Source organism: Pelosinus sp. UFO1 (assembly GCF_000725345.1).
Classification (GTDB): domain Bacteria; phylum Bacillota; class Negativicutes; order DSM-13327; family DSM-13327; genus Pelosinus.
The window spans coordinates 284,127-304,674 of sequence record NZ_CP008852.1; the positions used below are offsets into that span (position 1 = coordinate 284,127).

Annotated in this window: 18 protein-coding genes; all 18 read left to right on the forward strand. The window is 40.1% G+C overall.

Translation table 11 applies throughout. The features are described 5' to 3' along the window. Window positions 1–307 precede the first annotated feature (307 nt). The 18 genes from UFO1_RS01210 (at window position 308) to UFO1_RS01295 (ending at window position 20,502) form a co-directional block, all read left to right on the forward strand. The gene (locus UFO1_RS01210) at window positions 308–889 is read left to right on the forward strand and encodes a TetR/AcrR family transcriptional regulator (RefSeq protein ID WP_038666868.1); all 582 of its coding nucleotides are present in this window, start codon (window positions 308–310) and stop codon (window positions 887–889) included. Window positions 890–999: 110 nt separating this feature from the next. Further along, complete coding sequence (locus UFO1_RS01215; protein WP_038666871.1) at window positions 1,000–2,067, forward strand: efflux RND transporter periplasmic adaptor subunit; 1,068 nt, start codon at window positions 1,000–1,002, stop codon at window positions 2,065–2,067. After that, window positions 2,064–5,117: an efflux RND transporter permease subunit gene (locus UFO1_RS01220; protein WP_038666874.1), complete on the forward strand. Its 3,054-nt coding sequence runs from the start codon at window positions 2,064–2,066 to the stop codon at window positions 5,115–5,117. The genes UFO1_RS01215 and UFO1_RS01220 overlap by 4 nt, the downstream gene beginning before the upstream one ends. 443 nt (window positions 5,118–5,560) lie before the next feature. Beyond that, window positions 5,561–6,475, forward strand: coding sequence for a quinolinate synthase NadA (gene nadA, locus UFO1_RS01225; RefSeq protein ID WP_236639305.1), 915 nt, complete (start codon window positions 5,561–5,563; stop codon window positions 6,473–6,475). Then, the gene (gene nadB / locus UFO1_RS01230; protein WP_038666876.1) at window positions 6,475–8,085 is read left to right on the forward strand and encodes an L-aspartate oxidase; all 1,611 of its coding nucleotides are present in this window, start codon (window positions 6,475–6,477) and stop codon (window positions 8,083–8,085) included. Before nadA ends, nadB begins: the two co-directional genes overlap by 1 nt. Then, window positions 8,063–8,893: a carboxylating nicotinate-nucleotide diphosphorylase gene (gene nadC, locus UFO1_RS01235; protein ID WP_038666877.1), complete on the forward strand. Its 831-nt coding sequence runs from the start codon at window positions 8,063–8,065 to the stop codon at window positions 8,891–8,893. The genes nadB and nadC overlap by 23 nt, the downstream gene beginning before the upstream one ends. A gap of 427 nt (window positions 8,894–9,320) precedes the next feature. Continuing rightward, complete coding sequence (locus UFO1_RS01240) at window positions 9,321–9,962, forward strand: MotA/TolQ/ExbB proton channel family protein (RefSeq protein ID WP_038674809.1); 642 nt, start codon at window positions 9,321–9,323, stop codon at window positions 9,960–9,962. Continuing rightward, window positions 9,949–10,359, forward strand: a complete 411-nt coding sequence (locus tag UFO1_RS01245; protein ID WP_038666878.1) for a biopolymer transporter ExbD — start codon at window positions 9,949–9,951, stop codon at window positions 10,357–10,359. The genes UFO1_RS01240 and UFO1_RS01245 overlap by 14 nt, the downstream gene beginning before the upstream one ends. 6 nt (window positions 10,360–10,365) lie before the next feature. Next, on the forward strand, window positions 10,366–10,998 hold the full coding sequence (locus tag UFO1_RS01250) for an energy transducer TonB (RefSeq protein WP_144390853.1): 633 nt from the start codon (window positions 10,366–10,368) through the stop codon (window positions 10,996–10,998). 254 nt (window positions 10,999–11,252) lie between these two features. Continuing rightward, window positions 11,253–12,443 (forward strand): FTR1 family protein, encoded by a 1,191-nt coding sequence (locus tag UFO1_RS01255; RefSeq protein WP_038666882.1) that lies wholly within the window; start codon window positions 11,253–11,255, stop codon window positions 12,441–12,443. A 14-nt stretch (window positions 12,444–12,457) separates the two neighbouring features. Then, on the forward strand, window positions 12,458–12,988 hold the full coding sequence (locus UFO1_RS01260; RefSeq protein ID WP_038674811.1) for an iron transporter: 531 nt from the start codon (window positions 12,458–12,460) through the stop codon (window positions 12,986–12,988). 219 nt (window positions 12,989–13,207) lie between these two features. Further along, window positions 13,208–14,470, forward strand: coding sequence for a Fe-S-containing protein (locus UFO1_RS01265; protein ID WP_038666885.1), 1,263 nt, complete (start codon window positions 13,208–13,210; stop codon window positions 14,468–14,470). 13 nt (window positions 14,471–14,483) lie between these two features. Then, window positions 14,484–15,767, forward strand: a complete 1,284-nt coding sequence (locus tag UFO1_RS01270) for an ABC transporter permease (protein ID WP_038666889.1) — start codon at window positions 14,484–14,486, stop codon at window positions 15,765–15,767. A gap of 7 nt (window positions 15,768–15,774) precedes the next feature. After that, the gene (locus tag UFO1_RS01275) at window positions 15,775–16,905 is read left to right on the forward strand and encodes an FtsX-like permease family protein (protein ID WP_038666892.1); all 1,131 of its coding nucleotides are present in this window, start codon (window positions 15,775–15,777) and stop codon (window positions 16,903–16,905) included. 15 nt (window positions 16,906–16,920) lie between these two features. Continuing rightward, complete coding sequence (locus UFO1_RS01280; RefSeq protein ID WP_038666895.1) at window positions 16,921–17,610, forward strand: ABC transporter ATP-binding protein; 690 nt, start codon at window positions 16,921–16,923, stop codon at window positions 17,608–17,610. Next, window positions 17,607–18,074, forward strand: a complete 468-nt coding sequence (locus UFO1_RS01285) for an FMN-binding protein (protein ID WP_038666898.1) — start codon at window positions 17,607–17,609, stop codon at window positions 18,072–18,074. Before UFO1_RS01280 ends, UFO1_RS01285 begins: the two co-directional genes overlap by 4 nt. A gap of 333 nt (window positions 18,075–18,407) precedes the next feature. Further along, the gene (locus tag UFO1_RS01290) at window positions 18,408–18,683 is read left to right on the forward strand and encodes a hypothetical protein (RefSeq protein ID WP_038666901.1); all 276 of its coding nucleotides are present in this window, start codon (window positions 18,408–18,410) and stop codon (window positions 18,681–18,683) included. A gap of 310 nt (window positions 18,684–18,993) precedes the next feature. Continuing rightward, window positions 18,994–20,502, forward strand: coding sequence for a PRD domain-containing protein (locus tag UFO1_RS01295; protein ID WP_038666904.1), 1,509 nt, complete (start codon window positions 18,994–18,996; stop codon window positions 20,500–20,502). Window positions 20,503–20,548: the final 46 nt, after the last annotated feature.

Consider the following 20,548-nt stretch of genomic DNA (forward strand, 5'->3'; position numbering starts at 1 on the left):
TCTAAACGCAGATTATTTCTTCTAGACCCATATTTAGATTGGCCTAGGAGTGTTCTACCAAGATTACCTTTTTCTTTCAATGCCGTTGTCCATATATTGAGTATATATTTTATTTCTACATGCCACAAGTAGGCACTTTTAAGTAAGAAGGATTTTATATTACCCATCAAAGGCCAAGAGGAAGATGATTGTTTTTTATATTATGATTGCTTTTTGGAAACTAAAACACTATAATAGTTTATGAGTAGGGCAATTGATGGAAACTCTCTACGATACGTAGATATAGAATAAATAGTAGGTGAAAAACATGGACGATATCAAAAACAATATTCTTGATAAGGCCAAGGAACGATTGGACCGTTTTGGTTTTAAGAAAACAACGATGGATGAAATCAGTAAAGATTGTAGAATTTCTAAAAAAACAATCTATGAACATTTTAAAGATAAGGAGGATATGTTTACTTGTTTATTAACCAGGGAATGTCATAAGACAATAGAGATGATGTTATCCCAGGTAGCTGAAATTGCCGATCCATTAGAGCGGCTCATTCAATTAGTCAGGATCGCAATATCCTATTTTAGTGAAGATAGCTTTGTAACCAGGCTGTTAAAGGATGACGATGCGCTGTTCTCAGCTTTTTTAAGCAGAAAATATCATGCCCTTATTGACCAAGAGATTATCTCTACTATTGCGTCCATTATTAACGAAGGAAAACAACAGGGAATCTTTCGGGATGTGGATGAAAATGTAGTAGCATATGCCGGATTTAAGCTATTTCAGTCCTTTAGTTATATGCGAACCGGTCAATTTCTAAGTGACCCAGAGAAACAAGAGTATTATACGGATGTGTTGATTGATTTTATCGTTCATGCTCTGGTGAAGAAATAGCTGCTGTCCTTTAACTTGGTTGTTAGATCAATTTATTTTTCTTTTGTCCCTAATAAACTGTAATACCAAAATAGTTTATTAGGTATATATTATGATAGGGAGGAATCCATGTGAAGAAAGGTATTATTCGCATCGGCGTTATTTCGGGCTTACTTGTATCCTTAGTAGTATCCGGTTGTTCAAGGACAGCCACAACAAAGGAAGACGTACCTCTTGTGCGCTGGGAAAGTGTAAAAATTAATAGTTCTGCGCAAAATGCAAACTATCCTGGTGAAGTGCGTGGGCGTTATGAAACCCAGTTGGCTTTTCAAGTCAGTGGCAAAATAATAAAAAGGAATGTTGATCTTGGCAGTCGTGTCAATCCAGGAGATGTACTGATGGAAATCGATGCGAAGGATATTGCACAAACCGTCAATATTTCTTCAGCACAAGTTTCTTCCGCTGAGTCTCAATTGCAGTTAGCCGGGGCCAATTTGGAACGATATCGTACTTTATTTGAACAAGGAGCGATTAGTCGGGCTCAATTGGATCAATATCAAAGCACCTATGAAGTCGCCCAGGCAGCTGTGCGCCAGTCCTCCGCCCAATATACCCAAGGCACTAATCAACTTGGCTACAGCACATTAGTTGCCGACAGTGGCGGTATTATCTCCAGCATTAATGCGGAAACCGGACAGGTAGTAAGCGCTGGTCAGGCAGTAATTACCCTTGTAAAAGAGGGAGAACGAGAAATCGAAATTAATGTTCCTGAAAATCGTGTTGATGAAATTCGTAATGCGAAACAGATTCAGGTTACTTTTTGGGCATTACAGAATGTAGCAGCCCAAGGGCAAGTTAGAGAAATTTCCCCAATCGCTGATAAAGTATCTCGGACTTATAAAGTACGTATTAGCTTACTCAATCCGCCTCCTGGCATCAATTTAGGTATGACTGCCAATGTTAACATTGCTGGAAACGGTGGTCAACAAGGCACTTATATTCCTCTTTCTGCTGTTATTCAAACAGGGGGTACGCCTAATGTTTGGATCATTACCAATGAGACAGTAACATTACGCCCTATCAAAGTAGGGGTTTTTGGTGATAACAAGGTTCAAGTATTAGAAGGCCTTCAGGATGGGGATATCATTGTTACCGCAGGGGTGCAAAAACTACATGATGGACAGAAGGTGCGTATATGAGCCGCATGAATTTGACAGAATGGGCACTAAAACACAAACAATTAGTTTATTTTTTTGTTGTCCTGATTTTTATTATGGGAATCTTTTCTTATCAGCAGCTAGGAAGAATGGAAGATCCGGATTTTGTAATCCGCCAAATGATTGTATCCGTATCCTGGCCAGGAGCTAGTGCTCGTCAGGTGGAAGAACAGGTAACTGACAAAATTGAAAAGAAACTGCAAGATACACCCGGTATTGATTATTTAAAGAGTTATTCTCAGCCGGGAAAGGCCATTATCTATGTTACTTTAAAGGATACGGTAAATGAAAAAGACGTTCGCCCAACCTGGCTAGAAGTGCGTAATATGGTCAATGATATCAAAGGAACATTGCCCCAAGGCATCGTTGGTCCCTCTTTTAATGATCGATTTGACGATGTATTCGGCAATATTTATACCCTTACCTCTGAGGGATATAGCTATGAAGAAATGCGGGAAGAAGCGGAACATATACGCAGAACCTTGCTAGGGGTTAAAAATGTAAAGAAGGCAGACTTGATTGGCGTTCAAACGGAAAAAATTTATATTGAGATGGAAAATAGTAAATTAGCACAACTTGGAATCGACCCTAATCTGATTATCAATACGGTAAAAGCACAAAGTTCAATGGCAGCATCAGGCATGGTTGAAACTTCATCAGATAATGTGTATTTAAGAGTTACTGGCATATTTGAGAATATAGACAATCTTAAGAGTCTGCCCATTCGTGCGAATGATCGTACCTTTCGTCTAGAAGATGTAGCTAAGATACACCGCAGTTATTCTGAACCGATACAACCAAAAATGTATTATAATGGGCAGCCAGCAATCGGTATTGCCGTTTCTATGGATAAAGGCGGAAATGTTCTTACGCTGGGCACAGACTTAGAGAAAACCATAAACCAGATTAAGCAGGATTTACCCCTTGGTCTAGAAATCAATCAGGTCTCTAATCAACCTGAAGTGGTCAAAGAATCCATTGGGGAATTTATTAAATCACTGAAGGAAGCTATTATCATTGTATTGATTGTATGTTTCTTAAGCCTTGGTGTCCGGTCTGGGATTGTTGTTGCCCTATGTATCCCTTTGGTAATTGCCGGCATCTTTGTGTGCATGCAAATCTTTGGGATTGACCTGCACAAAGTTTCCTTAGGTGCTCTCATAATTGCTCTCGGCTTATTAGTCGATGATGCAATTATAGCCGTCGAGATGATGACGGTAAAATTAGAACAGGGCTGGGGAAGATTTGAGGCTGCTTGTTATGCATATACAGCTACCGCTTTTCCCATGTTGACAGGAACTTTGATTACTTGCGCAGGTTTTATCCCCATTGGTTTTTCCAAAGGATCTGCCTCAGAGTTCACGAGCAGTATTTTCACAGTAGTAACCATTGCTCTTTTAATCTCGTGGTTTGTCTCTGTTTTAGTAACTCCTTTGCTGGGGTATAGGCTGATCAATTTGAAACCAAAAGAAAAGGAAGTTCACGACCAATATGATTCTAAATTTTATCAACTTTTCCGTAAAATCCTTAACTGGTGCTTGCACCATCGCAAATTAGTACTCGGTATCACTGTAGCATGTTTTATTAGTTCTCTTTTCCTCTTAAAACTTGTAAAACAAGAGTTTTTCCCGCCATCCGTTCGTCCCGAGCTCATTGTTGAGATGACTCTACCAGAAGGATCGTCGTTAAAAGCAACAGAACAGGAAGCCCAAAAGTTTGCTGAAAAGCTTACCGATGATCCGAATATTGACAATTATAGTTACTATGTTGGCCAAGGAGCACCACGCTTCGTATTAACTTCTGATCCTAAGCTGGCTACAGCCAATTATGCCCAATTTGTTATCGTGGCAAAAAATCTAGAAGCACGTGAAGCGTTGAATAACAAAATCGATACCATCTTCACAGAAGATTTTCCCAATGTGCGTGGTCATGTAAAATTGATTCAGACGGGACCGCCTTCTCCTTATCCTGTCATGCTGCGAGTTACTGGGTATGATCATGAGAAGGTTCGTGCCATAGCCAAAGAAGTAAGTGATACCATGATAGCCAATCCCAATCTGAATAATGTTAATTTTGATTGGAATGAAAAAAGTAAAGTAATGCACTTGTCCGTTGATCAGGATAAAGCTAGAATGTTAGGCATTGACAGCCAAAGCCTAGCTACTGATTTACAGACACAATTATCAGGTGCATCCATTGCAGAGTTTTATGAGCAGGATAGAACTGTCGGTATTGTTTTCCGTATGGATGATCAAAACCGCAAAGATCTTTCTACGATTAAAGATCTTCCCATTCATATCGGCAGTGGTAAATATGTTCCCCTAGATCAAATTGCAAAAATTAGCTATGATGCAGAAGAAGGATTGATTTGGCGGCGTGATCTCAAACCAACCATAACCGTTCAGGCCGATGTAAGACCTGGAATAACGGGGAATGATGCCACCAAAAAAGTGTACGCAGACCTTGCTGCACTGCGTCAAAGCTTGCCACCTGGTTATAGCATTGATATAGGTGGATCACTAGAACGTAGTCAGCAATCAATGGAATTTCTGCTAAAACCTGTTCCGATCATGATTGTAATCATCATCACATTGCTAATGATCCAATTGCAAAGAATCCCTCTTATGATTCTTGCTGTCCTTACAGCGCCTCTAGGAATTATCGGTGTTAGTATTTCTATGCTCCTTACCATGCGGCCAATGGGCTTTGTGGCGGAGCTTGGGATTCTAGCCTTAAGCGGTATGATTATCCGAAATTCAGTCATTCTAATTGATCAGATTGAGCAGCATATTAAAGCTGGCGAAACACCTTGGGATGCCATCATTGATTCTGCTGTTCTACGCTTCCGCCCCATTATGCTCACGGCTGCGGCTGCCATATTGGGAATGGTTCCTCTCATTCCTAGTACTTTTTGGGGCCCAATGGCAGTAGCCATTGCTGGCGGATTGTTAGGTGCCACTATTTTGACATTATTAGTACTGCCTACCATGTATGCAGCCTGGTTTAAGGTAAAACCGAATGGTGATGAATAACTTTTCCCTTACTAAGTAATATGTCTGTTTATGCTAACCTTAGTCAACTTGTTGACTAAGGTTATTTTTTTTATTTCTCAGCTGTCTTTACAGCTGTATTGACACAAACTTAGATATAGGCTTACAATGAGATAAATAATTGGTTTATCCGATGATTAAACCGCTCTAAGACTCCCATCTTCATCTCGTTAACAGCCTGTAATATCCTGCCCTCTGGTTAGGATAACAGTCTGTAAAACTCGAAGTAAGTTCGCTCTAAGGATTTTCGAATCCAAGGCTCACTTATATAAGTGGGAGTTAAGAGCGGCTAAGTCCCTGGATAAGTGCGACTAAGATTCAGAGGGAGTTAAAACTCCATCTGAATCAGTCTTCTTTATTCGGGATGTGTGAGCAGGCTTTGGCTGAAAGATGCAAAAGGGGATTTTGCAATTCGTAGATAAGGAGTGAAAGCATTGGTAGATTTAACAATGGAGATTCAGCGCTTGAAGCAGGACCGTAATGCAGTGATTTTAGCGCATAATTATCAATTAGAGGAAGTACAAAGGGTTGCAGACTATGTAGGGGATTCTTTGTATTTAAGTAAAGTAGCAGCCAACAGCAAACAAGATGTCATTGTTTTTTGTGGTGTTCGCTTTATGGCGGAAACAGCCAAGATACTATCCCCAACGAAAACTGTATTGTTACCAGAGAAAGATGCTGGTTGTCCTTTGGCAGAAATGATTACAGCGGAAGGTCTGCGTGCCTTAAAGTCTAAGCATCCTGGGGTTCCAGTTGTTTGTTATATAAATTCCTCCGCTGAAGTGAAAGCAGAGAGTGATATATGCTGTACTTCGGCGAATGCAGTTAAGATCGTCGCCTCTTTATCCGATCGTAAGGTTATTTTTGTTCCTGATGAGAATTTGGGTGATTATGTTGCCAAACAAATACCAGACAAGGAGTTAATTCTTTGGAAAGGTCATTGTGTGACTCATGCCAAAGTAAAAGCAGAAGATGTGAAGCAGGTTCGCGAGTTATATCCAGCAGCAAGAATCTTAATTCATCCAGAGTGCAATCCAGCCGTTGTGAAGTTAGCCGACTTTGTTGGCAGTACATCTGAAATTATTCGTTATGCTGAAGAGTCTGAGGAAAGCACATTTGTGATCGGAACAGAAATGGGAGTTGTGTGTACTTTACGAGAGACGCTGCCTAATAAACAGTTTTTCTTGTTGCATCCAGGGCTAGTGTGTCCCAATATGAAAAAAACTAGGTTGGAAAGTGTATATCAAGCATTACATAATCATCAATATGAAATTGATGTGGAGCAAGAACATATTTTATCAGCACAGCGCACCTTGCAAAGAATGTTGGAGGTAGTGTGATGTCAGAGCGGGGCTACGTTATATCAACCAAAACAAATCTTGCTGCATTAGATGATCAGAGTTATGACGTTATCGTCATTGGTGCAGGGATTGCCGGAATGACAGTTGCCTTGTCTTTGGATCCTAAACTTAAGGTGGCCCTTGTTAGTAAGGAATCAACTCAGGAAAGCAGTACTTATAAAGCCCAAGGGGGGATGGCGATTCCGCTAGGGGTTGATGACAGCTTAGAAGAACACATTGCAGATACCCTTAGAGTAGGCAGAGGGTTATGCCATGAGCCAGCAGTAGAGGCTACAGTAAGAGAAGCACCCGCTGCATTAGAATTCTTACAGTCCCTTGGTGCTAATTTCAATCAAGGAGAAGACGGGCTGTATTTAGGCAGGGAAGCAGGTCATTCTCACCACCGAATTGTGCATTATTATGATTCAACGGGGCGTCATATTGCAGAGACTATGATAAAGCGAATTGAAATACAGGAAAATATAAAGCAACTTGATCAATGTTTTTTAGTGGATCTGTTGACGAAACAGAATCAGTGCTATGGTTGCATTGTTCTCAATTCTGGGCGGTTAGTTACACTTCGTGCCCAAGCCATTGTAATGGCTACAGGAGGGTATAACGGTATATTTGCCCGTTCTACCAATAGCATTTCTGCAAATGGGGATGGCCTTGCTGCAGCCTATCGAGCAGGGGCTGCAATTTCGGATATGGAATTTGTTCAGTTTCATCCGACGTCCTTTAAGACATTATCGGGAGAAATATTTTTATTAACAGAAGCACTCCGGGGAGAGGGGGCTATGCTGCGTAATGCAGCAGGGGAGCGATTTATGTTTTCTTATCATGCCGACGGTGAACTGGCTCCCCGGGATGAGGTTTCTAGGGCCATCGTCACTGAACTGCAATCTAACAATAAGGATGCTGTATATCTAGATACAAGGCATCTTGGAAAAGGCTATTTAAGCGATCGGTTTCGACAAATCTATGCCGAATTATTGGAAAACGGCTATTGCATGGAAAAAGATATCATTCCTATAGCCCCGGCAGCCCACTATACGATTGGTGGTATAGCTACAAATCTTTGGGGCCAGACGACATTATCACATTTATTTGCGTGCGGAGAAGTAGCAGCGACAGGTGTCCACGGTGCCAATCGTCTTGCTAGCAATTCCTTACTAGAGGGCGTTGTTTTTGGAAGACGAGTTGCCCAGGTTATTAATCAGGACTTTCCTGTCAGTCATCTCATTGATAGGGGAGTTGCTCTAGAAGGAGACACAGTGCGATATAGGTGCGATACTAAGAAGTTAGGAATTATTTTAGACCGAGTAGCAGGAGTGGTGCGTAAGGGAGATGCCATGAGTTTACTGCTTATAAAGTTACAGGAAGAAGTAGAAGGTCCTAGTTCTTGCCTTACTCATATCCAGGGATATCAAGAAAATAATGCCTGTCAGTTGGCAGAATTAGTGTTAAGAGCAGCTTTGCTTAGGTGTGAGAGTAGGGGCACACATTATCGGGAAGATTTTCCTGAACGAAAGGATGGGGATTTTTCTAAACATATAACGCAGCAATGGGGAAGGAGAGCTGTTTTCAATGAACAAATTAGCGTTAGATGATCTGCTGCACAGATCCTTGCTAGAAGATATCGGTTTTGGCGACATTACCAGTGAGGCTATTTTTAATGAAAGTCATACATCGCAAGGATTTCTTCTGGCGAAGCAAAATCTTGTTTTGGCGGGAATGGAAGTGTTTTCTCGTGTTTTTGCCTTGTTGGATGATCAAATTCAAATAAGTCCTTATTATACGGATGGTACTTTGGTGCCAGCAGGAGAAAAAATAGCAAGTATGGCAGGGAATACTCGTTCCTTATTGGCAGGGGAAAGAGTTGCTCTTAATTTGTTACAGCGAATGTCAGGAATAGCAACCCATACCAGACGATATGTTGAGGCATTGAATGGCTTTCCTACGATTATCGTAGATACACGTAAAACTACGCCTGGTTTACGCATGTTAGAAAAATATGCTGTAACGGTTGGTGGTGGGAAGAATCACCGTTATGGGCTAGATTCTATGGTATTAATAAAAGATAATCATATCAAAGCAGCAGGAGGTATCACTGCAGCAGTACAGCTTGTACGCAGTCAAGGTACGTGTTTTAGAAAAATCGAAGTTGAGGTTGAAAATTTGCTGCAGGTGCAAGAAGCATTAGTAGTAGGGGCAGATATTATTATGCTAGACAATATGCATATCAATATGATAGAGCAAGCTGTAGAGATGATTGCTGGGAAAGCCTTAATTGAAGTTTCAGGAAATGTGGTGTTAGCTAGAGCAGCAGAATTGGCTGCTGCTGGTGTTGACATTATCTCAAGTGGTGAATTGACTCATTCTGTAAAGACAGCTGATATAAGCATGAGATTGGTATAAAAAATAAGAAACAGCCCTTCCATCACATAATGGAAAGGGCTGTTTCTTAAAGGGAAAATGCTATTTAAGCCAATATAAGGAGGACTATATTACATAATATGAATATCTTTCGAAAATGTGATAGATTACGCTAATTATTTTTCTGCCCCAGGAAAATTTGGCTTTATGTTTACGACAAAGGTTACGGCACCAACTGCTGCAGTAGTTGATATTCATTATCAATTTTGTTGGCGAAAAAACCTAGAGCAAAAGTGGCTGATTTAAAAAGTTGATACAAGTAAAAGTAGGCTTGACAAAAAATGGGTGGGTAATTATAATGATTACGTTGATAATGATTATTAAGATCATTACATAAGAAAGTGATGACCTAACAGACAACCGGTAGAAAAAATAGTTTGGAGGCGCAGAAAGAGTGACGGAATTGTTAATGCAAAGTATCAATTTGTTCTATAAAGGCGGACCTGTTATGTATCTTCTCGTGATGTGCTCCTTGGGTGTAGTTGCCATTACAGTGGAACGTTTTTTATATTACCGACATGCTGCTTTAAATATGCAGAAGTTCCAGGTTAATCTACAGCCACTACTGGCGAACCAGCACGTTGAGGATGCTGTGCTATTGTGTGAGAATACAAAGGCAGTTGTAGGAATAGTAACAGCTCAAGGGTTATATGCGTATCAACGGGGAAGCAGTATAGATACTGCTATGGAAAGTGCCGCCATGTTGGCTGCTGCCCGCTTGCGTGAGAATCTCAATTATTTGAGCGCGATTGTTACATTGGCGCCACTACTTGGACTATTAGGAACAGTGGTTGGCATGATTAATTCTTTTAGTGTATTTAATATTCAAGCTGGGCAGCCAATGGCAATTACTGGCGGTGTCGGAGAGGCACTGGTGGCAACGGCTACAGGACTGTCTGTCGCAGTGATGGCCTTAGTTTCTCATACTTATTTTTCTCAGCGATTGGATGGATTGATCACCGATGTGGAACAAGGGATTGCTATGGTCCTTACTTATTTACGGACTCCAGTAAATGGGAAGATGAAGAGGGAAGCACATGAAATTGCGTAATTTACGGCTAGACAATCAACCGCAACTAATGATTATCCCGATGATTGATATCATTTTCTTTTTGCTAGTATTTTTTATGATGAGTACTTTATCTATGGTGGAACAGCGGGCCATTCCCGTAAATTTACCCCAAGCCGCCGCGTCCTTGCAGGATATGCAGCATAACACAGCCATTACCGTTATGCAGGATGGTAATGTTATGTTTGATCAGGAAACAATTCCTTTAAACTTGCTTGGGAAAAGGGCTAAAACTGCATTATTGCAGCAGCCCGAAAATGTATTTGTGCTAAGAGCTGATAAACAGACGGAGTATGAAAAAGTAGTCGCTGCATTAGATGAACTAAAGGCCGCGGGCGCTCGTCGAATATCGATAGCGACGGAACGGAAAGTGAGGTAGGAAATCATGTCTTATACGGTCCGTTGGCGCAAAGCGATTGCACTGTCGGTTTTTTTGCACATTTTTTTGGGTGCGGCAGTTGGTTACATGACGGTTAGGCTAACCCCTCCACCGCCCCCCGATGAACAAGTTATTGAGCTAGATATGGCGGCTGCCTTGCCCGATGCTGGTCCAGCAGAGACTGAACCAGAAGTTGCATTGCCAAGTACGCCTTTACCGGAAGTATTGCCACCAGAGGAACTTCCGCCTGTAGAGCCCCCGCCTGCAATTACTGAAGATATAGTAGATTCTGAGCCAGTACCAATCAAGGAAATACCGGCAGAAAAAGATATACCCGCTCCTGTAAGCAGTAGTAAACGCAGTGCGATGGGAACACCACCGATTGTGTTAGTACGGGCTAATCCAATAAACCCGCCTGAATTAGATGAAGTTGGACGTAAAGTAGTGGTGGTGCTCAGAATGCAAATTCTGGAGAACGGATCACCCGGAAAGATTTCTGTTGCTGTTCCATCGGGATATAAGAGCATTAATGACGCAGCTATAGCAGCTGCGAAGAAATGGCACTTTGAGCCAGCGAAGGATCGTGAAGGAAGACCAATGGTTTGTTCTACTATTTTATCAATTCCTTTTATCCCCTAAGTAAGAGCTTGTGCTAAAGTGAATTTGAGTAGCAATAAAAAATATATAATAATGGATTTCTACATCTTGACAATGTTGCAGTTTCGTATTATTCTTTCCATGTGAGAATGATTATTAATATCAAATTATGGTAATGACCTTTTAAAAAATAAAAGTCATTTTGTTCCTAGTGTTTGAAATGTTTTCACCTCGTTTAATGATAATGAAATCCACTATCATTAAACGAGGTGAAAAAGATGGAAGGAGGTGAGAATATGCGTAAATGGTTATTGGTCTTTTGTGCAATTATAGTACTAACCATTGGACAGGGGCTAGCTTTAGCTGCGCCGCAATGGAATGCTGTAGTTGATCGTATTGAGCAAACAATGAACCAGTCCCTTGTTGTACATAAGAGTGGAGATACTGTTACAGCCAAGAAAATGGTGAACGACGCTTATTATGGGACGTATGAGAAAGACGGCTTGGAAAAGGCGGTAAACTCTACTGTTTCTGCCAAACGAGCCAATTTGACTGAGTACAAGTTCAGTACGATCAAAAAGTTAATGACTAACCAGGCGCCTGAGGCACAAATCAAAAAACAAATTGATGAATTAATTGCGATGATGCGTGAAGACGTTGGGCAAATGAGTAGTGGTGGCAAACAGCATGATTCTTGGGCAACTTTTTGGCCTGCCTTTCTTATTCTGGTCCGCGAAGGTGTTGAGGCAATTTTAGTTATTGCGGCCATTATTGCTTATCTGATTAAATCGGGCAATGGTGAAAAAACGAGAATAATTTATAATTATTCAGCGGGGGCGGTGGTGGCAAGTTTTGTAACGGCTATCTTATTCCGTTCTGCGATCAGTATCAGTGGTGCTAGTCAAGAGATTATGGAAGGCGTGACAATGTGGCTTGCAGTATTTGTCCTTTTTTCCGTCAGTCATTGGATGCGCAGCAAGTCAGATGAGAAGTCTTGGGGTAACTATATTGAAGGCAAGGTAAAAAGTTCATTAAGCAGCGGTAACACTTTATCTTTGGGGGTTGCGTCGTTTTTAGCGGTATACCGTGAGGGAGCTGAACTTGTTTTGTTCTATCAAGCGTTATTTAATGATGCTGGTGATGATATGCATATGATTTGGCTGGGATTTGGTTTGGGATGTATTGCTTTAGTTGCGATTTTTGCATTGATCCGTTATGGCAGTTTAAAAATGCCAATCAAGCCTTTTTTTCAGGGCACCAGTATTTTGATGTGTGTTATGGCACTTAGTTTTGCTGGTACCGGAGTGAGCAAGCTGCAAGAAGGTGGCATCGTTGACGTTACTCTTATAAATGGGATGCCAATGTTTGATCTATTAGGAATTTATCCGACTTTGGAAACTCTATTGCCGCAAATTCTTCTATTAACAATGATTATTGGAAATGTGATGTATCAAAAAAGAAAAAAACTTAAGGAGGTCGTATCGTGAGAAAATTTTTATCTATGACTTTTATTACTTTATTGGCATTGTTCGTATCAGTAGGGCAATCCTTTGCCGCTGGTTTCCAGGAATATCCTATTGGTGATGATGTTGAAGTGCCTCAAGCAGGGTTTAAAGTTGCTGTTGTTTATTTTCAGCCGATATCAATGGAACCAGCTGGAATGGGGTTAACACCTGCTAAATCGGATATTCATCTTGAAACGGATATTGCTGCGATTGAAGGCAACAATACAGGTTTTGGTGTTGCTGAATGGATTCCTTATTTGACTGTACATTATAAATTAACTAAAAAAGGTACTGGTGAAGTTATCGAAGGCAACCTTATGCCAATGAATGCTTCTGATGGACCTCACTATGGAGCAAATGTGAAAATGAAGGGTGCCGGTACATATGATGTAGCGTTTACGATTGATAGTCCTCTTCGTCAGAATTACATGCTGCATGTTGACAAAGAAACTGGTGTTGAAGGCCGTTTCTGGGAAAAACCAATTGTTCTACATTGGGATTTTGACTATATTCCTAGAAGTTGGTAAAAAACTAGCGGTCCGGGGATGATTTCCCGGACCTTTTTTATAAATCAAGACGTAGATAATCTTTTATATTCTGCAATTTTAAATTGCACCTTTATTAGGCTTGGCGCGAGCCAAGTTTTCTAGATTTTAATGAATGCATATACTGCCTTTACTACTGATAAGGCAATTTTTGGCCATTGTTTTCGGGTGCAATAGAAAACTTGGTGAAAGGAGAACAATATGCTACAAAGTGTGCTACAAAATCTCATTCCCGTTATGCAAAATATGATTATGGCTGTTATACCATTAGCCATGCTGTTGGCTTTGACAGGCAAGGATCAGTCAGGGACTGTTAAAAAACGGATCTGGCGGGGAATTCTTTGGGGACTGGCTGGTGCTGCTTTCATTGCAACTGTAAAGTTAGGCACAAAAGCCGTGAAGCGTGAAGTGTATGAAAGTTTGGTTCTTGTAGTGGGGCTCGCTGGCGAGACGTTGCTATTAGGTATTTTTTTATGGAATAACAAACGTGGGGCTATTTTAGAGAAATACAAACTGCTAGGAGTTACTAGCTGTGTTGTTGCGATAACCGCGCTGTTGTATCATGGTCTGGAATTGTTTCTTTTTCCCGTTGATTTAATTACTTATACGAATGAATTGATCAGCCTGGAGTTTCTCATGAAAGTTATTGGCTTTTTGTTAGGGCTGCTTTTGACTTGGTTGACCGGTTTGGCAATCTTACGAGCAGCAAGCGTATTATCGTCTCGGGCAATTGGTAATATTCTTGCTGCTCAGCTTGTTGTCATCATGGCAAAGCAAGTTCTTGTAGTTGCGCAGGTGATGATGGTAAGAAAGATTTTGCTGACTAGTAAAGGTATGATGCCTTTTATGGGACCTTTGATTAATCATCAAATCTGGTTTTTATATTTGCTGCTTGCTGTTACGGTAATTTTGCCAATTGCTTTGATCTTGCAGCGCAAGCCGGCAAAACCTGAGGGACTCAATCCTGCTCAGTATCGAAAAATATTGATTACGGCGCGTAAAAAAATGCGCTGGAGCGGTGCCGTGGCCTTGGGTTTGTTAGTTATTTGTCTTTTTTCAACGGTTGGTATGGTATATGCCGATCAAAAAACGGAGATTATTCCTGCAGTACCGATGGCTGCTGAGGACGGACAGATTCGAATTCCTTTAGAAAAAGTTGATGATGGACATTTGCACCGCTTTTCCTATCAGTCATCAACAGGTGAGGTTGTGCGGTTTATTGTCATTAAGAAGAGTGGTTCGGCTTACGGCGTAGGCTTAGATGCTTGTGAAATTTGCGGCGTAACAGGTTATTTTGAACGTGACAATCAGGTGGTTTGCGTACTTTGTGATGTTGTTATGAATACAGCTACTATTGGTTTTAAGGGCGGCTGTAATCCGATTCCTCTGGAATACAAGGTTGCTGAGGGAAAAATGATAGTACCAGTAGATGGATTGGAAAAAGAAAAGAATCGATTCAAGTAAGGGAGGATGAGTCATGTTTTGGCAGATGCTAAAGGGAGCTCTGGTAAGACAGAGCCGGAAAATGTTTATGGTAGCAATTACCATTGCGTTAGGTGTTTCGCTGACAACAGCCATGCTCAATGTGATGTTAGATGTGGGAGACAAGGTTAATCGAGAGTTGAAGGCTTACGGGGCAAATATTACGGTTACTCCCCGTGCAGCCTCCGTGTTGCGGGATATTTATGGACTGGAAAGCGGTCCCGGTGGGGCCGGGCAGTATTTACAGGAAGCCGATGTTGGTAAGTTGAAGACTATTTTCTGGGCTAATAACATTGTTGGATTTGCGCCATCGTTGGAAACTAAGGCTGTTGCTGGAACAGGAGATGTGACAGTAGTAGGTACTTGGTTTAATCGTCAACTGGAGCTGCCAACCGGGGAAGTAGTGGAAACTGGTATTAAAGAATTAAAATCATGGTGGACTGTAGAGGGAAATTGGGTCAGTGATACGGACATTAACAGTGCCATGGTAGGTTCTACGTTAGCTCGTAAATTAGGTATCCATACTGGTGATACCGTGGAATTGGTCTTACCTGGAGATAGTCGACGAGAAAAAGTAACGGTACAAGGCCTTTTTAATAGTGGTGGTCCTGAAGATGAGCAAATTTTTGTAACGCTACCTTTCCTGCAAAAAGCTCTGAATCTAGAGGGAAAGGTCGGTAAAATAGAAGTAAGTGCGATTACAACACCTGAGAATGATTTGGCGCGTAAAGCGGCACATGACCCACAAAGTCTTTCATTAAAAGATTGGGAAACATGGTATTGTACCGCTTATGTAAGTTCCATTGCTTACCAGATTGAAGAAGCTGTGAGTGGTTCTCGGGCAAAACCAGTTCGGCAAGTTGCTGAATCAGAGGGAACAATTTTGCAAAAAACCCAGTTACTCATGCTTTTGATTACGGTGCTTAGCTTAGCAGGATCTGCTTTAGGAATTTCTAACCTGCTAACAGCTAATATGATGGAACGAAGCCGTGAATTTGGTTTGCTCAAGGCATTAGGAGCAACCGATGGAGATGTATTATTACTAACCCTTACTGAAATTACCTTGACCGGTCTGGCTGGTGGTGTAGCAGGTTACTTTTTAGGCTTAGGCTTTGCCCAGATTATTGGTCAAAATGTTTTTGGTTCAGCTGTGGCGATTAATATGATGGTTATTCCATGGGTTATTTTATCCGTAATTTTAATTACTTTGGTCGGTAGTCTTCCGGCTATACGAATGCTTTTATCGCTGCGTCCGGCAGCAGTACTTCATGGCAGGTGATAAAAAGATGACAAAATATTCGATGTACACTAAGATGATCTGGCATGCCCTGCTTCGTCGTCGGTCCCGCATGTTGATTGCCTTAATGGCTGTAGCGATTGGTGCGACCGTTGTGTCGGGACTTGTTACTATTTATTATGATGTTCCTAGACAAATGGGTAGAGAATTTCGTTCCTATGGTGCCAATTTACTGTTAACACCTGCTGGTGATCAGCAGATTATATCGGAGAGCTTGGTTTCCAATGCTACCAGCCTGTTGCAGGCAGATAAATTAATCGGCATTGCACCATACCTGTATGATCGTGTTAAAGTAAATGAGCAGCCATTACAGGTTGCAGGCACACGCTTTCAATCTGTAAAGAAAGTGAGCCCTTACTGGCAGATTCGCGGTAACTGGCCAGAGGATCAGTCGGAAGATATTGTCATTGGTGCTGATATTGCCGAAAGGTTAAAAATTGAACCAGGACAGCAGGTGACTTTAACAGTAGCTGGTAATGATACTGAGAAAAAGGTGAAGGTAGCCGGTATTGTTCGGACAGGCGGACCGGAAGAAGAGTTCGTTTTTCTTGATCTTTCTTTATTGCAGCAGATGCTGCATAAGGAAGGTGTGGTTAGTATTGCACAAGTAAGCATTACCGCTAACGAGGCAGAACTAACAGCCTTGACACAGAAGATTGGTCAGCAAGTACCTGGCGTAGCACCGCGTTTAGTCAAGCAAGTGACGCAATCAGAGCAGACCGTGCTAGGGAAACTGCAGGCTTTGGTATATTTGGTTACGATTGTAGTGCTGTTGCTTACGTTGATTTGTGTGGCTACCACTATGATGGCCGTAGTTACGGAACGGCGTAAAGAGATTGGCTTGAAAAAAGCGTTAGGTGCGGAAAATCGCAGTATCATTTTAGAATTTTTAGGTGAAGGTTTGGCATTAGGGGCTTTAGGCGGTCTAATGGGAACCATTCTAGGCTTCTTTTTTGCACAAGCGGTAAGTGTTAATGTTTTTGGCAGGATTATATCATTTCAGCCCTTAATTGCACTATTAGCCTTGGTTGTATCAATCGTAGTGACTGGCTTAGCCTGCCTGATACCAGTGAAAATTGCAACAGATGTTGAACCGGCGATTGTGCTGCGGGGTGAGTGAAGGAGGTTAATCAATATGAGTTTATTAGAATTACAAAATGTATCGATGATTTACGGAAATGTGAAGGCTCTTCAAGAGATTGACTTAACTGTACAGCAGGGAGAGTGGCTGGCTCTAATGGGGCCGTCTGGATCTGGTAAGACAACCCTGATGAATATCATTGGTTGTATGGATAAAGCTTCTAGTGGCTCCATTGTATTGGATGGAATTGATTTTTCAGATGTTACAGCGGGAAACCTGACAATGCTCAGAAGAGAAAAGATTGGGCTGGTATTCCAGCAATTTCATCTTATTCCTTATTTAACGGCAGTAGAAAATATTATGGTAGCACAGTATTATCACAGTATGCCGGATGAACAGGAAGCATTAGAAGCTTTAGAACGGGTGGGTCTTAAGGAGAGAGCGCGTCATTTGCCCAGTCAGCTTTCTGGTGGTGAGCAGCAGCGTGTGTGTATCGCCCGTGCTTTAATCAATTATCCCATGCTAATCTTGGCTGATGAGCCAACAGGCAACCTGGATGAAACCAATGCGAAAATTGTTTTAGAATTTTTCCAGCAGCTTCATCGCGAAGGACATACCATTATTATGGTTACCCATGACCCAAGAGTTGCTGAACTCGCTGAACGATGCATTGTCTTAGAGCACGGCCGTATAGCAGATCGAATGGATCGTAGGATCGTCTGCAGGGAGGAGGAAGTCTCATGAGAAAATGGTTGTTGGTTATGGTAACAGGTGCTATAATGTCAATTCTCTTAACTGGCTGTGGTCAAAAAACTGCCGAAGATCATTCGGGCCATACCAATCATGCCAGCGCTCATACTGGAGCCTATAAGGATGGGACGTATACGGCAAAAAGCAGTCCTGATGAACGGGGAGCAATTGGTGAGATTACGCTGACGATTAAAGAAGGTAAGATCACTCAGGCCGATTATAAGGGGATTCAGAAAGACGGTAAAGTCAAGGATGCTGATTATGGCAAAACAAACGGTAAAATAGAAAACCCTGAATTCTACAAGAAGGCCCAGCAAGGATTAAAAGGAGCCATGAGTTATGGTCCTAGGCTGATAGAAACACAAAATCTTGATAAGGTCGACTCTGTATCTGGGGCAACTCTTTCCTATAAACAGTTTACTGAAGCAGGGCACAAAGCTTTGGATCAGGCCCATTGAGGTTGGTTTCCTTAGAATTGAATTGAAAACTTTATTGGACAAAAGACTCAATAAGCAGAACACTACTGCAAGTTGAGTCTTTTGTTACGGAATCAGAAAGTATAGCACTTTCTTGATTCCAAGTAAGAACGACTAAGGCTTCTGCCTGCGTCCGAGGACTTGGCACAAGCCAAGTCTTTTCTTATATAAAGTTTAATTTATATTAATTTTTTTTATGAAATTCTTAAATACTAAATAATTTTATAATAATAAATGTGTATATTAGTAACAAAGGATTGTAGACAATCCCCCTATTTTTGTTCCAAGGAACAATAAAATGGAGAGTGATATGTAATGGATAGTAACTTGATTGATTTTTCTAAGTTTACGCCGAATAAGCAAGGTATGGTAAACAATGAAGCAGCTAAAAAATATTTTATTGCTGAAGTGTTGCCTTATGTGTGCGGGGATAGTTTGCAAAGGCTAATCACGGCAAATATTTCAGGGAATTCACAATTAATACAAATAGAAATGAAAAGAATGTTTATTGAGGCGGAGTTAATGAGGCCAACTAATACAGATACAAATAGTTTGCAAACGTTTTTTGACAAGCCGAAAGTTTTACCGTGAAAGTATTAGTGAATTCAATATAAAAGTAAAAGATACCCAATGGCCAAAACTCTTTGGTTGTTGGGTATCTTCTGCTATATTGCTCCTCTTATAAACGATGATAAATATATATTGGTATTAGGAAAAGTTTAAGAATGTCTATAAGTTATGGACAATAATTAGTATTTTCAAACAATATTTTTGTTGTTAAAATAACAATGTGTTAACAACCAGAATATACAGAAGTGAAACATGGCAAACAGAATAATTTTTATAAATGCACACTTTAACATATTGAAGTATTATTAATTTCAAAGATAAAGAGGTGACGATGGTGGAAAACTTAACAGTACGTGAGGAAAAAATCGTTACTTTTTTAGCACAATCAGATGGATATGTTTCAGCGAATCGATTAGCTGATTTTTTAAATGTCTCGCAAAAAACAATTTATAGAGACATCACGTCAATAAAGAAGAAAATGGGGAGCGATGATTTCATAAAACAAAGTCAAGGAAAAGGACTGCAACTTGATGTATCTTCTTTACATATAATTAATCATCATAATATTGAATATCGGCAGACCTTTTTTTTAGGAATGAGTGCTACTGAGCGTAGAAAACACTTATTAATACTGTTATTGCTTCAATCACCTCAAGAAACATCGATAAAGAGTTTATCTGAATATTATTATGTGAGTAATGCTTCTATTGTTAATGATTTAAGGAGTATTGAGAAACAACTTGAGATATATAAATTAACGATGATTCGCTCTCATAAGGGAACTTATGTAAATGGGAAAGAAAAAGATATACGCAAAATGCTGATGTATATTCTAGAATATATGCCAGTGTCATTTCAAGAAAATCCTTATTTAGATCGAGAGAGTTATCGTTATATGTTTGAAGAATTTTCTCAAGATGATTTTGAGTTTATTCGGCACTTATTAAAAGATGTTGAAAATATGCTATATGCTAATATCAAAGACCCTTACTATATAAATATTTTTACCCATCTGGTTATTTTGATTAAACGATTACGCAATAATAGTTTCAAAGCAGAATATGAGGTTTTACAAGAGAAAGATACTGAAATAAAAAATGAACAAATATTTCAAGTTGCCCAATATGTTATTAAAAAAATTAATCAGTATATTAGTTTAAAAGTACCTGAAATTGAAGTGTTTTATATTTACCAATATTTAATTTCATGTGGGATAGAAGCACAAGAAAATGTCATTATAGGGCTAACGGCTAATAACTCTAAAGAAAAAGTGATGACGCTTGAATTAATTCAAAATGTGTCTCAACGCATGAAAGTAGATTTTATTAGCGATATTACATTACAAAAAAATTTGTTTTTACATATGTGTTCTTTATTGAAAAGAGTAGAATATGACATCTCCATATATAATCCACTTTTACAAGAAATTAAAAAAGAATTTTCAGTAATGTTTGATGTTGTGCAAAATAGTTTTAATGATCAGAAAAATTTTCCTGTTTGGCAAAATATAAGCGATGATGAAATTAGTTATATCGTAGTTTATTTCCAAGCATCTTTAGAAAAACAATCCTCAGTAAAACGAGTATTGATTGTTTGCTCTTCGGGCATAGGAACATCACACTTACTTAAAACGAGGGTCAAAAATGCATTTCCTGAGTGGGAAATAGTCAATACTGTTTCAGCAAATCATATTACACAAGTTTTAGAAAATGAAAAAATAGATTTAGTATTAACGACAATTCATCTTAACTTACAAAAAGATATACCAACGGTTTTAGTAAGTGCTTTATTTAATAAGCTTGATATTTTAAAAGTGAAAAATATAGTGACTGCAATTTAATGATAGTTTCTAATTCAAATGTTTAAATTATTAAAAATTATAGAGG